Annotated in this window: 23 protein-coding genes; 2 read left to right on the top strand and 21 right to left on the bottom strand. The window is 40.7% G+C overall.

The genetic code is table 11. The features are described 5' to 3' along the window. Nucleotides 1–69: 69 nt before the first annotated feature. The 15 genes from AC4E8D_RS28205 to AC4E8D_RS28275 form a co-directional block, all read right to left on the bottom strand. Nucleotides 70–1,074 carry a UDP-N-acetylglucosamine 4,6-dehydratase family protein gene (locus AC4E8D_RS28205; protein ID WP_490205450.1) on the bottom strand — a complete coding sequence of 335 codons (1,005 nt, stop codon included), beginning with the start codon at nucleotides 1,072–1,074 and terminating at the stop codon, nucleotides 70–72. Next, complete coding sequence (locus AC4E8D_RS28210) at nucleotides 1,061–2,869, bottom strand: motility associated factor glycosyltransferase family protein (RefSeq protein ID WP_490205451.1); 1,809 nt, start codon at nucleotides 2,867–2,869, stop codon at nucleotides 1,061–1,063. Before AC4E8D_RS28210 ends, AC4E8D_RS28205 begins: the two co-directional genes overlap by 14 nt. 129 nt (nucleotides 2,870–2,998) lie before the next feature. Next, nucleotides 2,999–3,346, bottom strand: a complete 348-nt coding sequence (locus AC4E8D_RS28215; RefSeq protein ID WP_490205452.1) for a hypothetical protein — start codon at nucleotides 3,344–3,346, stop codon at nucleotides 2,999–3,001. Then, nucleotides 3,343–3,723 carry a flagellar export chaperone FliS gene (fliS, locus tag AC4E8D_RS28220; RefSeq protein WP_490205453.1) on the bottom strand — a complete coding sequence of 127 codons (381 nt, stop codon included), beginning with the start codon at nucleotides 3,721–3,723 and terminating at the stop codon, nucleotides 3,343–3,345. The genes AC4E8D_RS28215 and fliS overlap by 4 nt, the downstream gene beginning before the upstream one ends. A 16-nt stretch (nucleotides 3,724–3,739) precedes the next feature. After that, nucleotides 3,740–5,227 carry a flagellar filament capping protein FliD gene (gene fliD / locus AC4E8D_RS28225; RefSeq protein WP_490205454.1) on the bottom strand — a complete coding sequence of 496 codons (1,488 nt, stop codon included), beginning with the start codon at nucleotides 5,225–5,227 and terminating at the stop codon, nucleotides 3,740–3,742. A gap of 11 nt (nucleotides 5,228–5,238) precedes the next feature. Next, nucleotides 5,239–5,610, bottom strand: coding sequence for a flagellar protein FlaG (locus AC4E8D_RS28230; protein WP_490205455.1), 372 nt, complete (start codon nucleotides 5,608–5,610; stop codon nucleotides 5,239–5,241). A 148-nt stretch (nucleotides 5,611–5,758) separates the two neighbouring features. Then, the gene (locus AC4E8D_RS28235; RefSeq protein ID WP_490205456.1) at nucleotides 5,759–6,526 is read right to left on the bottom strand and encodes a flagellin N-terminal helical domain-containing protein; all 768 of its coding nucleotides are present in this window, start codon (nucleotides 6,524–6,526) and stop codon (nucleotides 5,759–5,761) included. Nucleotides 6,527–6,714: 188 nt separating this feature from the next. Continuing rightward, nucleotides 6,715–6,948 (bottom strand): carbon storage regulator CsrA, encoded by a 234-nt coding sequence (gene csrA, locus AC4E8D_RS28240; protein ID WP_490205457.1) that lies wholly within the window; start codon nucleotides 6,946–6,948, stop codon nucleotides 6,715–6,717. Next, complete coding sequence (gene fliW, locus AC4E8D_RS28245) at nucleotides 6,948–7,394, bottom strand: flagellar assembly protein FliW (protein WP_490205458.1); 447 nt, start codon at nucleotides 7,392–7,394, stop codon at nucleotides 6,948–6,950. Before fliW ends, csrA begins: the two co-directional genes overlap by 1 nt. A gap of 82 nt (nucleotides 7,395–7,476) precedes the next feature. Further along, nucleotides 7,477–8,385: a flagellar hook-associated protein FlgL gene (flgL, locus tag AC4E8D_RS28250; protein ID WP_490205459.1), complete on the bottom strand. Its 909-nt coding sequence runs from the start codon at nucleotides 8,383–8,385 to the stop codon at nucleotides 7,477–7,479. 23 nt (nucleotides 8,386–8,408) lie between these two features. Continuing rightward, a complete protein-coding gene (gene flgK, locus AC4E8D_RS28255) occupies nucleotides 8,409–9,971 on the bottom strand; it encodes a flagellar hook-associated protein FlgK (protein ID WP_490205460.1) in 1,563 nt (520 codons plus the stop codon). An 18-nt stretch (nucleotides 9,972–9,989) separates the two neighbouring features. After that, nucleotides 9,990–10,490: a flagellar protein FlgN gene (locus tag AC4E8D_RS28260; RefSeq protein WP_490205461.1), complete on the bottom strand. Its 501-nt coding sequence runs from the start codon at nucleotides 10,488–10,490 to the stop codon at nucleotides 9,990–9,992. Nucleotides 10,491–10,498: 8 nt separating this feature from the next. Further along, entirely contained in the window at nucleotides 10,499–10,783 is a 285-nt protein-coding gene (flgM, locus tag AC4E8D_RS28265; RefSeq protein WP_482071469.1) for a flagellar biosynthesis anti-sigma factor FlgM, read from the bottom strand. Nucleotides 10,784–10,960: 177 nt separating this feature from the next. Beyond that, nucleotides 10,961–11,365: a TIGR03826 family flagellar region protein gene (locus AC4E8D_RS28270; RefSeq protein WP_490205462.1), complete on the bottom strand. Its 405-nt coding sequence runs from the start codon at nucleotides 11,363–11,365 to the stop codon at nucleotides 10,961–10,963. Between the two features lie 308 nt (nucleotides 11,366–11,673). After that, on the bottom strand, nucleotides 11,674–12,144 hold the full coding sequence (locus AC4E8D_RS28275) for a ComF family protein (RefSeq protein WP_490205463.1): 471 nt from the start codon (nucleotides 12,142–12,144) through the stop codon (nucleotides 11,674–11,676). Between the two features lie 194 nt (nucleotides 12,145–12,338). Here AC4E8D_RS28275 and AC4E8D_RS28280 point away from each other — a divergent pair, with 194 nt between their 5' ends. Next, entirely contained in the window at nucleotides 12,339–12,557 is a 219-nt protein-coding gene (locus AC4E8D_RS28280; protein WP_490205464.1) for a hypothetical protein, read from the top strand. A gap of 79 nt (nucleotides 12,558–12,636) precedes the next feature. Here the strand turns inward: AC4E8D_RS28280 and AC4E8D_RS28285 are convergent, their stop codons facing one another. After that, nucleotides 12,637–13,347: a helicase-related protein gene (locus AC4E8D_RS28285; RefSeq protein WP_490205465.1), complete on the bottom strand. Its 711-nt coding sequence runs from the start codon at nucleotides 13,345–13,347 to the stop codon at nucleotides 12,637–12,639. A 53-nt stretch (nucleotides 13,348–13,400) separates the two neighbouring features. Then, on the bottom strand, nucleotides 13,401–13,622 hold the full coding sequence (locus AC4E8D_RS28290; RefSeq protein WP_490205466.1) for a helix-turn-helix domain-containing protein: 222 nt from the start codon (nucleotides 13,620–13,622) through the stop codon (nucleotides 13,401–13,403). A 143-nt stretch (nucleotides 13,623–13,765) separates the two neighbouring features. Here AC4E8D_RS28290 and AC4E8D_RS28295 point away from each other — a divergent pair, with 143 nt between their 5' ends. Next, nucleotides 13,766–13,927, top strand: a complete 162-nt coding sequence (locus tag AC4E8D_RS28295) for a helix-turn-helix domain-containing protein (protein ID WP_490205467.1) — start codon at nucleotides 13,766–13,768, stop codon at nucleotides 13,925–13,927. A 213-nt stretch (nucleotides 13,928–14,140) separates the two neighbouring features. Here the strand turns inward: AC4E8D_RS28295 and AC4E8D_RS28300 are convergent, their stop codons facing one another. The 4 genes from AC4E8D_RS28300 to AC4E8D_RS28315 are packed head-to-tail and all read right to left on the bottom strand — an operon-like array spanning nucleotide 14,141 to nucleotide 15,808. After that, on the bottom strand, nucleotides 14,141–14,512 hold the full coding sequence (locus tag AC4E8D_RS28300) for a hypothetical protein (RefSeq protein WP_490205468.1): 372 nt from the start codon (nucleotides 14,510–14,512) through the stop codon (nucleotides 14,141–14,143). Between the two features lie 11 nt (nucleotides 14,513–14,523). After that, nucleotides 14,524–14,649, bottom strand: coding sequence for a cyclic lactone autoinducer peptide (locus tag AC4E8D_RS28305; protein WP_490205469.1), 126 nt, complete (start codon nucleotides 14,647–14,649; stop codon nucleotides 14,524–14,526). Continuing rightward, nucleotides 14,646–15,185 carry an accessory gene regulator B family protein gene (locus AC4E8D_RS28310; RefSeq protein ID WP_490205470.1) on the bottom strand — a complete coding sequence of 180 codons (540 nt, stop codon included), beginning with the start codon at nucleotides 15,183–15,185 and terminating at the stop codon, nucleotides 14,646–14,648. The genes AC4E8D_RS28305 and AC4E8D_RS28310 overlap by 4 nt, the downstream gene beginning before the upstream one ends. Further along, entirely contained in the window at nucleotides 15,182–15,808 is a 627-nt protein-coding gene (locus AC4E8D_RS28315; protein WP_490205471.1) for a hypothetical protein, read from the bottom strand. The genes AC4E8D_RS28310 and AC4E8D_RS28315 overlap by 4 nt, the downstream gene beginning before the upstream one ends. Between the last annotated feature and the right edge of the window lie 45 nt (nucleotides 15,809–15,853).

A 15,853-nucleotide genomic window follows, 5' to 3' on the forward strand; every position in this document is an offset into this window, starting at 1 on the left:
ATATCTCCTTACTTTTCTGTTATATTCACCTACATTGCACTTTTATTAATAGCTCTATCAAAGGTCATTCTATAAAATATTCTCGGAAAGTAGCCAATCAGATATTACAGATTTACTCACAGCAAGTAAGGCTATGTCTGATTCATCAGAAGCGACCGACTTTTTAGCTGAGTTATTTCCTTTAATTGAAGAAGGTATGATAAACATTGCTTCATTTTCAAAAGCAATGAGCTGTTCATCGAGAGTCATAAGTTCCTCGTAACGCTTTTCTCCTGGACGAAGACCAACACACTGTATACCTATCCTTGTTTCGATATCGTATTTATTTGACACAATTTCAATAACAGCTTCTGCTAATTCCCCAATACGAATCACGGGCATTTTCAAGACAAATACTTCTCCACCACTAGCCATTTCATTCGCTTGCAGAATAAGTTCTATTGCTTGTGAAGGCGTCATCATGTACCGCAGCATATCCGGATCAGTAATTGTAATCCTTCTATTCTCCAAAATTTGCTTTTTAAACAAAGGTATTACAGATCCTCTGGAGCCCATCACATTACCGAATCTTACAGAAGAAAATATCGTTTTCTTCGAACCCTTTTGATACTCAGCAGCGGAGATCAACCTCTCAGCCGTAAGCTTTGTTGCACCATACGTATTTGTTGGTGATATTGCCTTATCTGTACTCGTGAACAAAACTTTAGTGACGTTATTCTCTAACGCTGCCTGTATTACGTTTTGTGTGCCTATCACATTGGTCTGTACTGCTTCGAAAGGGTTATATTCACATGAAGGCACATGCTTCATAGCTGCAAGATGAAATACATAATCAATCCCTTCCATTGCTCTAGAAAGACGCTTTTGATCTCTTACATCACCAATTAAAAATCGCAACCTTTGAGAGGATTGTTGAAGCTCGATTGCCATTTCATATTGTTTGTGCTCATCCCGGCTGAAGATCCTGATGACATCTGGTTGATCTTCAAGTAAGCGCCTAACCAAATGGTTTCCGATTGTTCCAGTTCCACCTATGATTAAAATCTTTTTTCCTTTGTAATTATATTCTGACATTGAAACTCTCCTCTGGTTGTGAACCTTCCATTCTCACAATCGACTCACTCAAAACCTCTGTCAAAAAAGAAGTCTGTCCAAGAATCTGTTGAAGTAATTCTCCCAAATACTCGGCAATTGAGTCTGATTTGCGAATAATATTCAGTTCAGTAATAATGCTTGGAAGTTCTCGATCAAAACGGCCTAGTTCCACCGGAAGCAACGTTTCATAAAGTGGATTAAACCAATCCTTGTTTACAATATTCGCCCAATTCTGTTCAATCAACTCTAAGTTTTTTTGACATTTAGCTGGTTTAGTACGACTTAACTCTCTAATTTTCTTCACTAATTTTAATGTTTGGTCAATTTCACTTACTAGTCTGAAAATCTCATCTTTAGTTCGTATCAATTTTACTTTTACCATTTCCGCTTTAACAGGATTTTCAGATACATCACTCAATTGATCTATTAGGTCAGCAATTATAGTACTAGATACTTTTTCATTTTTCACAATCTCATATGCATCCTCAACCGGCGTCCAACTGGAACCTTCTATTTGAGCGCCGTTACGTGTTGAATTTATAAATTTGATTTTAGGAAGTATAGCAATTAAATTTTCAATTCTATCCTTCATTTGAAGGAAACCCGCAGTTGTTCGGTTATAATCACCATTAACATTCATTACGGTATGCTCTGCTTGCTTAATCACTTTATCTATATAGTCTTGATCTCCATGATTAATCCCCTCAGCATAGAACTGTTCTCCAGGGAAAGACAGATCCTGTCCCATCATGATTATGCGCGTACACCCCAGCCAAGCTGCTGTCTGGATTGCTGTACCTGCGACAGTAGGATTTGGATGTAGTATCTTCTCTTCCTGTCTCACATTCATAAAATGGCTTGTCACATTATCGCTACTCAACACCCCATAGATGAGACCGTCTTCTTTGGAGTCGGATACTCCGTAATAGGCGGATGATGTAAATAAAATCGGAGCCTTCTTAGCCTCCCCACTCGAAAAAATTTGTGCATTAATTTCTCCACCATCCATAACAACTGCAAGATGAGGATCGATTCCATTCTTTACAAGAGCCTGAATACTCGAACCTGCAGCAATAATGATAGCATGGTGTTTCAACTTCTCAAGCCAATGTATATCTTTCTCCAAGGAAGGTCCAGAAGATACAACAACTGCTGTAGTTCCTTTCAGCTTTCCAATTAATTGATTAAGAGAAGGGGTTCTTAACATTGTTGGTATTTGAAATAAACTATTTCGTATCCAGTCGTGCCGAAAAAGGTTTCGAACATTTTGATTAGACTCAAAAATCTTTTTGTAATCCAGATATTTATTTTTAGTAGCTTGTAAAACCCCAATCTGTTGCTCCAGATAATAGCGGGAAGCTACAAATGCCATCTCATCCTGAATATGAGTAGACATAATCGAAAATAACTTATTTAACTGCGTATCTCCAACTGTAATAGCATAGATATTGGGATGGTTAAGCACAAAAGTTAAGTCCATATGAATCATAGCATTTATAAATGATTGCTCGTCGGCCTCGTATACAAAGAATATACGATCAGGAAATAATTCAACTAAATCACTCAACCCTAGTCCCTGACCAAAACCGTAAACAAAAACGGACTTTAAGCTACCAACTGATTCTTTAACCGCAGCTAACCACTCATGGTCCTTCTCAATTGGTTCTGTTAATTTAAATTCATCCCTTACAGTTTCTTTTATAATATAATCTTCTTCCAAAACGTGTGGGAAACGGTTTTTAATTACAGCTAAATTCCGTTCGTAGTTCAGCATAATAACAACCACCATTCATATTTTTACTTCTATTTACATTATCGGTTATGGGTTTCTAGAAATGAAGTCGGCAAAAGCAAAAAAACCCCTTTTAAAGAAGGGATTTTATACCATATTGTAATCCTATATTTAATTTCTTTTATCTATAAAAAGACCATCCATTGTGTACTGGTTCTGGTAACCTCTTTGCTGGACACGTGCTCCACCGAATTGTCTAAGCTGTTCTGCAGCCGCCTCTTTGAGGAAGTGCATTCTAGCCCTTATGAGAGTATCACTCTCCAGTACTTCATTAATAGACTGTTTATCAAATTCATTAACTTGAGAACGGTAAGGTTCCATCGCAAGAACTAATTCCTCACGCCGATCAAGGAATATGACAAAATCTTCTTCAGACCAATCATACATATTGTCTAGCGCTTCACCTGTATCTTGCCTTATCTTCTCCAATAACTCAGACAACCCGCTTTGCTCAGTCATACGACTGCCCCACCAATATTCTTACTTGCTTCAACCCAAGTCTCTCGAAGATCAACTAAATACTCAAGGACTTCTTGGGCTTGTGAGATATTTTTATGAACATTAGACTCTATGAGTAAATGAAGCATGTATTCATACACGCGGATAAGATCATTGGAGATAGCGTAAGAGAAATCCAACGATGATATAAGCTCATTGATAATCCCTTGTGCTTTACACAAGTTATTATTAGCCTTTTCATAGTTTCTTTGTTCAATTCCTTCAATACCAGACTTCACAAAACGAATGGCACCATCATACAGCATTATCAACAGCTTGGGCTTTGAAGCCGTCTGTGCCTGTGCCTGTTGATATTTCTGATAAGGTGAATTAATCAATGGTTATCCTCCTTCACTACAAATAACTAGCTATACTTGACGAAATATTATTGTACTTGTTAATCGCTTTCTCCATGGCTGTAAACTTCTTATAATAATTTGTTTCCTTCATGCTAATCTTGGAGGTCAATTCGCTTATTCTTCTATCCATCCCTAACAACTGAGTCCCCATGGTACTGTTTGACAAAAAAGACGCTGTCAGATCAGAGCTATACTTTGAAGTCCCTGCAGTTTCTGCCAGCTTAATTACAGCTGTATTAGATATTTTTCTCATGCGTGCCAAAATACCATCGTTCTCCGAGTAACTGTTGTTCAAAGTAGAATTAGAATAATTCTGTCCGAAAAAGTTATTCACAATATCAGGATTTTTCTCAAGTGATGCTTTTAATTTGTCGGTGTCCAGGAGGAGTTTGCCCTTGGTTTCATATGTCCCCGTAGATATTCCCAGATCCGCAAAGCTGATTTTAGAACCATCTGACAGAGTGACTCCCTGAACCATGGCCGATCTCATATCTGAAATAGCAGAAGTTAGTATACTATCATTCTTTAACATCCCGCTCTTAGCTTTAGAAGTCCACAATTCGATCTCATCATCTGTCATGGCACTTTTCTCTTCTGAAGAAAGTGGGTTATATTTAGAATATCGCTCTTCATTTGTTTTTCGATTCATAAATGACAAGAGCTCATTATAGGTGTCCACGAAACTCTGAACATTTGTAACTATGGAATCTACATCTTTCGAGACCGCAATTGTTGTAGCCTGAGTACCACTCTTACTGTTCAAGGTAAGCTCAACCCCATTAACAGTCAGGCTATTGCTTGCACTAGTCATTGAAACCCCATTGACCGTTAAAGAAGCATTTTCTCCTCCTGTTAAACTTGAATCAAGTTTAAGTGCGCTGAATATGCTTCCGGTCAAAGCAACATCCTTATTCCCCGTTGTTTTACTAGTTAATGATACTTGACCAGTAGTACTATCAAGCACCGCTGTGACCCCAGCCGAACTACTATTAATCTGGGATATAAATGAACCTAAAGTTGTGTCTCCTGTAATACCTGTAATGGTCGTATCACCAATCTTAATAGTATCGCTACTGAATCCAGTTATATCAGATAGTTTAACATTACTCCAATCGGTTATCGTTGCATCCATTTTGGTAGGATTTCCAGTTGAAACGGTTTTCGCCGCTGTAGCCAATTGGGATACACTAACCTCCAAAACCCCGCTTGCAGAGGAAGTCGCTTTAGCAGTTACCGCAGTTGTATTCCCTGTAGTGGTTGCTTTTTGAGCATTCAAAGAAGTACTTTTGCTTAAATTTGATAATTTATCCTGAATAAAAGACACTAACTTTACACTAGTCTCTCTATAATTGTCCCGCTTCCACTCCAGCAACTGCTTTTGTTGATTCAGCTTAGTGAGCGGCTGACTATCAGCTTTAACCAGATTTTTAACCAATGTGTCGATGTCCATCCCCGATGCCAAGCCTGAAATACGAGTTACCATGTGACGCCCTCCTACACCTTTTTATCGATAATAATGCCTGTGATCTCCATCATGTGGGCCGCAAGATCTAAGATTTTTTCTGGTGGAACTTCTCTAATTAAATCACCTGTTTCCTTATTCAGCACTTTAATCATGATGGCTTGAGTCTCTTCATGGACAGAGATATCAAATGACTTTTGCGGCCCTTGAATCGCTTCAATTGCTTTATTTAATTCGTTTATGGTCTCTTTCTGACTTTCATTCATCTCGGCAATGCTTTTGAATTGGTTAACTATTGCTTGAGGCACCTGCCTTTGTTCTATAGGAGTAGTTTCTTTCTTAGCTGAGGCTGGGAACTGATTGTCTCCCTTGCTTACAGAACTGGACGAGTTGATACTACTCATAACCATCCTCCTAATATTCCATTAGATAAATTACACATTTTAGTAAATGAGCTGTTATTCTATATATCGGTAAATTCACAAAAAAATTTATAAGAACAAAAAAAAAGAGCCCTGCATAAAGTGCAGAGCTCTAGGTTTAAAGATAAAATTAACGAAGCAAGGACAGAACGCCTTGTGGTGCAGAGTTTGCTTGAGCAAGCATGGATTGGGAAGCCTGCAGCAAGATGTTGTTTTTGGACAGAGCAACCATCTCTTTAGCCATGTCTGTATCACGAATACGGGATTCGGAAGCAGTCAAGTTTTCAACAGTTGTACCCAAGTTGTTTGAAGTATATTCCAAACGGTTTTGAACCGCACCCAGGTTGGAACGTTGAGTAGCTACTTTTGTAATTGCATCACTGATGCTGGAAAGGTTGGTAGAAGAAGAAAGACCGCTGAAACCACCTCTATCAACACCACTAATTGTAATTTGGAATGTGCTATCATCAGCTTGGATTACTACATCAGAAGTAATGTTAATACCATTGAATGTAGTGTTAGTCATGATGGCATCAATTTGAGATCCCAGTTGATTCAACTCAGAATTAATGTTAGAGATATCATTAGTGCCGTATGTGCCATTCTCTTTTTGTACGTTTAATTCTTTCATACGAGTCAGCATGGAGGATACTTCATTCATTGCGCCCTCAGCTGTTTGTGCGAATGAGATACCGTCTTGAACGTTACGTTGAGCTTGCTCCAAACCACGGATTTGACCGCGCATTTTTTCGGAGATGGAGAGACCTGCAGCATCGTCAGCTGCACGGTTGATACGCAGACCGGAAGACAATTTCTCCATGTTTTTGCTAGCTGCTGCATTGTTCAGACCCATATTACGGTGTGTGTTAACCGCTGGTAAGTTGTGATTGATAATCATTGTTTATTTCCTCCCTGAAATGGTTATATGCCCACATCCATGTGGTATTAGCGTCTTCACAGGTCGGCCGCCCTGAAGAATTACCGCCTTAATATATATATCGACGCCATACCATACTTTGTTTATAGCCATTTCAACTTTTTTTCTATTTTTCATCATAGTTTTTTCAGTAAAATTACTTTTCAACATTAATCTTTTACTTTTCCGAATTCTTTTATCGTTTTTTGCAACGTCTCCAGATTCATCGCCGCATTTTGATTATTTTGCTCAATTGCTTCGAGAACTTCTTTACGATAAATATCAATATCCCTTGGGGCTGCTATACCAAGTTTCACATTCTCCCCATCTACAGATAGCACTGTCAGAACGATATTATCCGAAATAACAATTGATTCGCCCTTTTTGCGTGTAAGTACCAGCATTAGCCCTCACCACCCTTGCTCAGAGCATCATCATTGCTCCATAATGCATGTTTGGTTTGGTATTCTGTATTTTGTAATACAATTTGCTTGCCCATTTTTTTGTGTTTATTGAACACAATTGGAGCCAGTAAGTTTGCGGTTGCATTACGAATCTCAGCGTGAAGGGTAATTATACACCGAACCTCCACATCGCTTGGATCGGTTACACCGAGGTCTTCTACGTTTTCAGGAGAAAGTTCGAATTCATAATCCGAATGATAATCGAATGGATTTACGGTTACAAAGGCTACAGCTGGTTCTTCTGCGGAACTAAAGAGACTAAACACTTCATCATGCTGCTGCAAATCAAAGAATCTCAATTTTTCAAAACCCGGAATTCCTCTGGGGAAGGAATATGTTTCTTTTACCGTCTGCTCTGAAGCCTCTACTTTATTATGTTGATTCATTATTTTTCCTCCTCAATTAATAAAAAAGCTATGGATCAACTATGTCCATAGCTTACTGTTAACCTATAAATAAAATCAATTATTATCTCATGAAGTCCATCAGGGAAGGTTGCATAATCTGAGCAGATGATTTTAAAGCTGCTTCATAGATAGTTTGTGCGGAAGTAGCCTGGATCATGAGACTAGCCACATCGGCATCCTCTGTCTTGGATTGGAGAGTGGTGAAGTTCAGGTCCTGATCTTGCAAACGATTCTGCACCAATTCAATACGGTTGGTTCGTGCGCCCACCTCTGATAGAGAAGCTTGCATTTTGGTTGAACGGGATTCAATGTTTTGCAATTGTTGCTGCATTCCGGCTTGATCTCCACTGTTCAATGCCGCTGAGAGATTATCGATGACTTTGAATATATTATCCGTATCACCTTTGTTGCCAAAGAAATCTGCTCCAGAGGTATTAATCTGAAAGGTAACCTGCTCGCTAATGGAGTATAGAACTCCCTTAGTATCTGTTTCTACATCCGCATAATCTGTTACTGTTCCTGACAGTTCGTATGGTGATTTATCGTAGGTTTGCCCATTAAAAATAAATTTCCCTCGGATCTGAGTATTTCCAATATCCACAAGGTGTTTCTTCAATTCCTCTACTTCCAGATTAACAGCCCCAAGATCAGAATCAGATAAGGTTCCGTTAGCGCCTTGAACTGCCAGTTCCTTCAACCTTTTTGCTACATCCAACGCCTGCTGCATATTTGTATCCGTCGCATCCAGCCAACTTACAGCCGCATCCGTGTTTGATTGGTATTGCTCATTTGCTGCGAGTTCTGCGCGGTAACGGAGTGCGTATGTTACTCCAACGGGATCATCGGAAGGTTTGTTAATTTTGCGCCCTGTGGAAATCTGGTTAGACATGTTATCCATACGGTTCAGGTTGCGGTTCAGGTTGCTAAGCATCTGAGTGCTCATCATACCTGAGGTTACGCGAATAGCCATTATTGGTTACCCCTTTCTATGTTTTAGCGGCCGACCACACCGGTACTGTTAATGAGTTTATTAAGCAGTTCATCATATGCAGTCATGAAACGGGCAGCTGCACTGTATGCATGCTGAAACTTAATCAGATTGCTCATTTCTTCATCGAGTGAAACACCACTTACCGATTGACGATTCAAATCCACTTGCTCAGTAAGAAGTTGAGCATTTTGCGCTTGTCGATTGGCTTCCTGAGTCTGGACACCAAGTTGTCCTACAATTGCGCCAAAAAAGTCATCAACCGTGGTTGGTTTGGATAATGCTGATCCAAAATCGAATTTGGCATCTTTTAACCCAGCAAGAGCAAGTGCGAGACTGTTGTTACCAAGAACTACACTTTCACCAGTACCCGTTCCAGTAGTACGCATCGAAGTTGCGATGTTATTCGGATCGTTTTGAATATCTGTACTTAATGTAATATTTCCAGCCGTAATAGTTCCTGAACCATCTTTGGTTGTAAAGAAGTCCCCGCCTGCTGTTGGTGTATCACCGCTAAGCGTATAACCCAGTTTGTGCAGCCCATTAATCCCTTGAACCGTCACTTTCAAATCTGATGTTAACGTTCTATTGTTATTGGCATCAGAATACGTCACATTGTTGAAAACGGTACCGCTAGGCAATACGGATCCAGCAGGAATTGTAATCTCTATATCCCCGGTTGCGAGCGTATTTGCCAGTTGATTGATCTGGTTGCGATAGTCTGCCACATATTGATCACGGGAATGGATCATTCCGTAGACTTCGCCGCCAGTTAAAGTTCCCGCTTGATAGGCATTCTCCAAAATATCAGCCGTGACAGGAACAACCGCCGCTCCAGTGACTGCTACTTGGCCTGCAATCGTTACCTGGTAGCCACTATCCAGTTCTGTTATCTGAACGCCTGCAATCTTGGATAACTGGTCTACCGCATAATCACGTTGGTCACGTAAATCATTCGCATTATCTCCAAGACGTTCTAGTTTCACAATACTATTATTGAGGTCAGCAATAGACTGCAGATACGAATTAATCTCTGTCGTTTTTAACGAAACGTTGTTGGTCAGATCGGTAGTTAATGCATCCAATTGATAACTAATTTGATTCAAACCATCTGTTAACGCTAACGTTGTTTCTTTTACAATTTTCCGGTTAGTCACGTCCTGTGGATCTTGGCTCAGATCTGACCATGAATTCCAGAAATTATTGAGTACTGTGCGAATACCCGTATCGGAAGGTTCGTTCATAATGGTTTCCAGTTTTTCAAGCGTACTGTTACGGACAGTCCATCCTCCGAGCGAAGTGTTCTCATTACGAAATTGTCCATCCAGAAAAGATTCACGCACACGCATAATAGAGTTAAACTCCACACCTGTTCCAAGTTGACCTGGTGCTGTAGTACGGTAAAATGCCACTGCATCAATCGGATCTGCTGCTGTCATATTAACAACTTGACGTGAATAGCCTGGTGTATTCGCATTGGCCACATTATGTCCTGTTGTATTCAAGGCGGCCGTTTGTGTTATCAGACTGCGCTTGGCCGTTTCAATTGAATGAAATGTTGAAGCCATAGTAAATTTCCCCCATTATTAACCACGAGTATCGAAAAGTCCAGAGCGAGCTATGCCATAAGGCTTTTCTGCAGGATTTTGATATGTGGCTTCTGATTCTGCATGAAATGACATTGTCTCAATAAAAAAGTCGATGTACGAAATTGACTGCTTAATTAGTTGTTGATTGACTTCATTAAGATGTTTTACCTCTTGCAACACATCTGTTAAAGAGGCTTGAGCTTGGAAAAGCCTTCTCTTCTCATTCGTATCAAAAACGAGTCTAGCTATCTCAGTAATGGTTAGATTGAGTTTTGACTTGATCCCTCGCTCTTCAAGAAATTGATGAACGGCTATTAATCGTTGCTGTTCAATTAGCTCAATTCTTTTGAGAAGCTTTGATTCCTGATTAATTAGAGTAATCAGTGTATCCACTTTGTTGGCAACAACAGCTTCCTTTTTCTGGTTCCCAAACTCAAGCATTTCCATATGTGCGGCTTGCAGCTGTTCCAGTACATCAATTATCGATTCAATGGCCATGTATCCTCCTATTGATCAGGGAAGTTCTTAAAGTATGGAGCGAGCTTTTCGGCAAGCTTCTTACTGTCTACTTGGTAAGTTCCCGAGTTAACTTGTTCTTTTAATTCCTGAATGCGCTGTGTGCGACCTGCATCCTGTGTACGACCTTGTTCCTCAAGCATCTTCATCGCCTCCGGAGAAATAGAAACTTCGTCCTTACGGCGGCTCTTCTTGGCATCAGCCTGCTGATTGGATTCAACGTTCCTTTGATATGAATTGATGGCGCCAATTCTACTCGGTTCATTGATTTTCATTTTAAATGCACTTCCTTCCACATTAGGGTTTTACGACGATATACGTTTTTTCTTACTTTATCTTTATGTTATCGAAATGATTAGGATAATAAAAAAAACCGATAATCTTTAATAAGTTTATCGGTACGATTCAAAACATTTGTTATAGCAAAACCTGTATTTGAGCCCTCGCTCCTATTAATCGCGCAGTTTGTCGACAGCATTGTAGGTTCGTCCGCCTAAATTGTTGTTATCCTTCTGGCCTACATCGCGTGCTGCTCCAGCCAAATCTTTCGTTAGACGATGGCGACATGAGTCACACATATGACCTTCACGAATTAATGTTCCGCATACTTCACAAGGATACATCATATTGGGGGCGTTTTCGATGGAAATCCGTCCCTCACGGATAAACTTGGTAATATTTTTAATCGAAACTTCTGTTGCATCGGATAGTTCCTGTATGTTGGTGCCCTTGTTTTCGCGCAAATAATCTACACATGTCTGATATTCCTGCTCTATTTCCTTGATACAATCCGAGCATACATCTCGAAAATTCAAGGCATACAATCTGCCACAGCGAGGACAATTACCTAGATTCATCGCCAAACGCCCCTCTCAAACTTCTACTACATATACTTTACTTTATAACGTCTTTTCAAGTCCACTTTTTAATATCACACCAAAATACGTATAGAAGAAAAAATGCGTCAACACGCAACTTTCCTATTGGAAATTCACTACTTGAAACTCTTCATCGTTAGAATTTATTGAATGAAACATAGCTATTTTCATACGTTGTGAGTGCAATTGCAGCTACATGGAAGTATAAATACAAGAGTCCACTTTCTTACAATTAGAATTGAAGAGAACGGGTTAAGGCAGCATAATGTGTCATTTCATTTAACTATCTATGATCTTGCCAATGTCAGCGTATAGATTTCGATTGGAATACAGATAGAAAGTGCAGCATTCAAGATGGTCTGTCCACAAGCATCCAGAGTGCTGCCTGTTGTGTATATATCATCGATTAGTAATATCCGTATGGGTTTGGTATGTGACTTTCCTTTTAGTGTTGGCAGATGAAATCCCCTGTGTAGCTCATCAATTAACTGCATGCCATCCGGGTTGATGGAAAAAGCGTTCTTCATCGTTTCAATTCGCTCACCACGTGATTTGAAGCTTTGTTTGGTCGTGTTGATCTGGCGCTGCAACAGATCAACGATGGGTAGGCGGCAGGCGGTGGCGAGCCCAGCAGCCAGCCGCTCCGCCTGATTGAAGCCGCGCTCGGCCAGGCGCTCGCTGCTCACCGGAACATAGGTGACCGCGTCAGGCTGCCATTGCGGCTTCATTTGTTGAGCAAGTGTGGCGGGATAAGCCACGGGGACGGGGGGTTCTTTTGCCAAAGCAGAATTCTGCTCCTCACTCATCGCTTGAAAAGCTCGAATCAACAGCGCGGTTAGGAGCGGCGCGTATCTTTCGTGGCCTCTGAACTTGTACATTCCTATCCATTCTTTCATAAGAGCGTTGTATTGTACTGCGCTGCGGTTGAGGATAAAAGAACGGTTTTGCATATGTGGACGAGCACAGTCCGGGCATCCGACTCCCCGACCACAACGCAGGCAGCGGATGGAGCGGATCCATGGAATCGGCTTCACACAACGTGGGCATATGCCCGGATAGATTGGAGAAAGGATCGCTCGAGTGCCGCATGTCAGACAAGTCGCTCCCGGTGGGGCGAGTAGGTGATGAAGACGCCCGGTCAGGTGCTGCGCATAATCGGTTAAGTTACTGAGCCAGTTGAACATGGATGAGCAAACCTCCAGTCTTGGGAATGTAATGTGAAGTGTGGAACCGAACTTGGCAGATAACAATTAGGTTCGGGATGGTGGATGCAGATAACCTTTGCGACGAGCGATGGTGTTCATTTTCCGGATCTGTGCAACGGCCTTAACCTGGGAACGTGTCCGACGGGACGATGCAAAAACCACCCTTCCCGTCGGGTCATCCATGGAACGTCCTGCTCTGCCCGCCATCTGAACCAGTGAAGCTTCATCAAAGAGACCATTGTCTGCATCCAATATAAAGACATCGCTACGTGGAATGGTCACGCCACGCTCCAAAATCGTTGTCGTTACGAGCAAACGAATTGTGCGCTCACGAAAGGCTATAACTTTGCTAGCGCGATCAGGGTCCTGAGATGAAGTTCCTTCGATATGGATTCCGGGAAAGGTACGACGCATCAGGTTAACAAACGCCTCAATCTGGGCAATACGTGTCACAAAGACAAATACCTGTGCGTCACGCTTCAGTGAAATTTGAATGTTATTTTTAATTACAGCTGGCAATTGCTGTCTTTGAATACACTGGGCCACTGTAACCATCTTGATCAATCTTGGCACGGGCAAAGGATGACGGTGGAAACGTACTGGAACTTTGGCATGAGTGAGTTTTCCCTGCGTTGCTTCCCTCTGTAGCCGGGCTGGCGGTGTAGCAGACAGATAGACGAAATTCCCCTCTGGTTTGCAGGAAGATGCCGCGGCGTGAGCGAGCATTGGATCGTTGTGATATGGGAACGCATTCATGTTAAATAGTAAACAAAAACACCTGTTGTCATTTTAGACAGCAGGTGTTTTTGTTAATTAAAATCAAGCTGATCTAACGGAACCTTGTACAGCGATGACAACCTTTTTGCTATATGTAGAGGGGTTGTCCCAGGTTCCTTTTCATATCTATAAAGAGTTCTGTCTGAAATCCCAACAAAAGCAGAAACATCTTTTCGTGATAAGTTTAGCATCAAACGTATTGTCCTTAAATCATATATGATATTCAAACCATTAAAAGTCCTATCACAAATCATCCGGTCATCCCCTTTGCTAGATCGTGTTGTTCAGCGGATTGTAAAATGTTACAATCATCCCGAGTCGAATTAATAAGGGGTTATATTCATTGAAGGTCTCCCGTGGGAGATGCTTACTTCAACATTGGCTTGATCACCGTAGAATGTCTCAAGCTGATTTTTCCCGAAAATCCGGGTGGTCGACTCGGATGATTTCGTACTACTGTAACGATGAACGCAAAATGAGTGTCGAGGCTCTTTACGTTGCATCTGTAATCCTTAAAATACCTATGGATCAGTTTTACGAATGGGACATTGAGAAGTAGGCTGCGGTTTCCGCCGCTCTCCCCGGGTAAATAAGAACGTATACGTTCACAGCGTAATACTCCTCCTCTCTTTTTTTGCTAACCCCTTCATATAATTAAATCCCATATTGTGGCTCTTGTAAACGAAAATTGGGCGCGCTGAATTCCTGCCATGATTCGACATTATTCAACAAATAATATGTGTGCATATAAAAAAGAACCGTATCAACGGTTCTATGTAAGTACTACCCTGTGGTTAGATGCCGTGAGTTCACTGATAAACTCCTGGTACCGATGATGAGCAATCTCGCATTTTATTGACTTCTTCGTTACAACTTTGTCGAAAAATGCTTCTTTATATATCTCATTCACACTTACCACATTAGCAGGATTAATAGCAGTTGATCGGTCCACATGCAAGAAATTGTATCCCTTGCTGTTTATAAACTTCAGCCAGTATTTCAAAGGTCCTGGTAGATAAAATATATTCTCACGTGTGATGATCTCAACACGGTCCAAAATACGATTACGAGTCATATAAAGGATCTCACAAACGTGAATATCTGTAGTCCCTCCCCCATCGGGTTTCCTCGTCACAGATAACATAGAATCATCTCCTATTTTCTGAGCAAATTCTTTGGTGGCTTTGGATTGGACACAAAAGCCAAACTTGCAGGTACCACAGAGATTTTAGCCAGGTTAGCGAGTGCACTCGCAGCAGCAGAATAAATAACTGTCTTCATTGTTGTTTTTCACCTCCTTTATGAAATACATAAGCTATAAGCATCAGTCCTTGTACGAAAAAAGCAATAGCAACAAATGATGATTCGATCCAAAAATTGGAAGCTATGATAATAACGCCTGCTATTTTTAATATCGGATAATATTTCTCAGGGATTATAGTTTGTTCCTCAATACCTGCTGGCGCAAATATAAGCACAGACAATAAAGCGAATGTAGTCAATAAAATGATTGCTACATAATTAAGCGAAAGTAATGATAGCAACGTTGCCGTTCCAGCTGTTGCCACAGCACACCAAGTACTTGATTCAAGATGTAGCCCTCCTGTAAGTTGCCTCAATATAGCAAACGCTATCAGAAGTATAGCTGCTTCTTTAGCTTGGCCTGTGAATAGTGATCCTATGGCAGTCAGTCCTATAACAGTAATGAAATTTAATGTGATTATAAGAGAGTGATTCAAATTTTCTATTGGAGCTGGATGGTTAGGAACAACTTCTTTTATATGTTTGGCAATTCGCCAAGCTGCAGCTTCTATCAATCCTCTTCTCTCTCCTTCTTGACGGCATAGTAGAGCAGTAACCCCGTCATAACAATCATGTGCAGAATCAATAAGTTAAGATCATTCATATAGAACATTACCGTAGAGCCTATTACGGCAACTACTAATAAAGAAACCATTACAATATGCAGCCAGTAAAAACGGAAGCTTTCGAACTCATGAGTAAAACCAATTTTGAATTTTAGTAAAAAATATGTTAACCCAAATGCGATGATACTTGTTGTTAATTGGAGGGCCGATCCTTCTATAGAAGTTGAAAGGTTGCTAGTATCAACACCTGCAAATAGCGTTTTAAGCACTCCAAATTGAATGATCGTGTAAACGAACGTTCCAGCAAGAGCGACACCAAATGACCACATGGCAGGGATTTTAACTGCGGTAACTAACAGAAGAGCAAATAGAATGATACTAATCCCTTGAGAAAGTGAAGCCACAGACGTTTCTGACCTTAGTAGATAACTTTGGAGGTTCATTAACAAACTCATGAACAATCCAGGCCATATATAATCCTTCACCTTGATCCGAAAAGCAGCAAGCATAAGAGCAAAAGCCGACATTGTTTCAATCGATGAAAAGAGCAGAAACCGGACTGGCTCCCACATGGTACATTTCTCCTTCACAACAGTATATGATAATCAAATTATACT

It is taken from the genome of Paenibacillus sp. SRL342 (assembly GCF_984798905.1).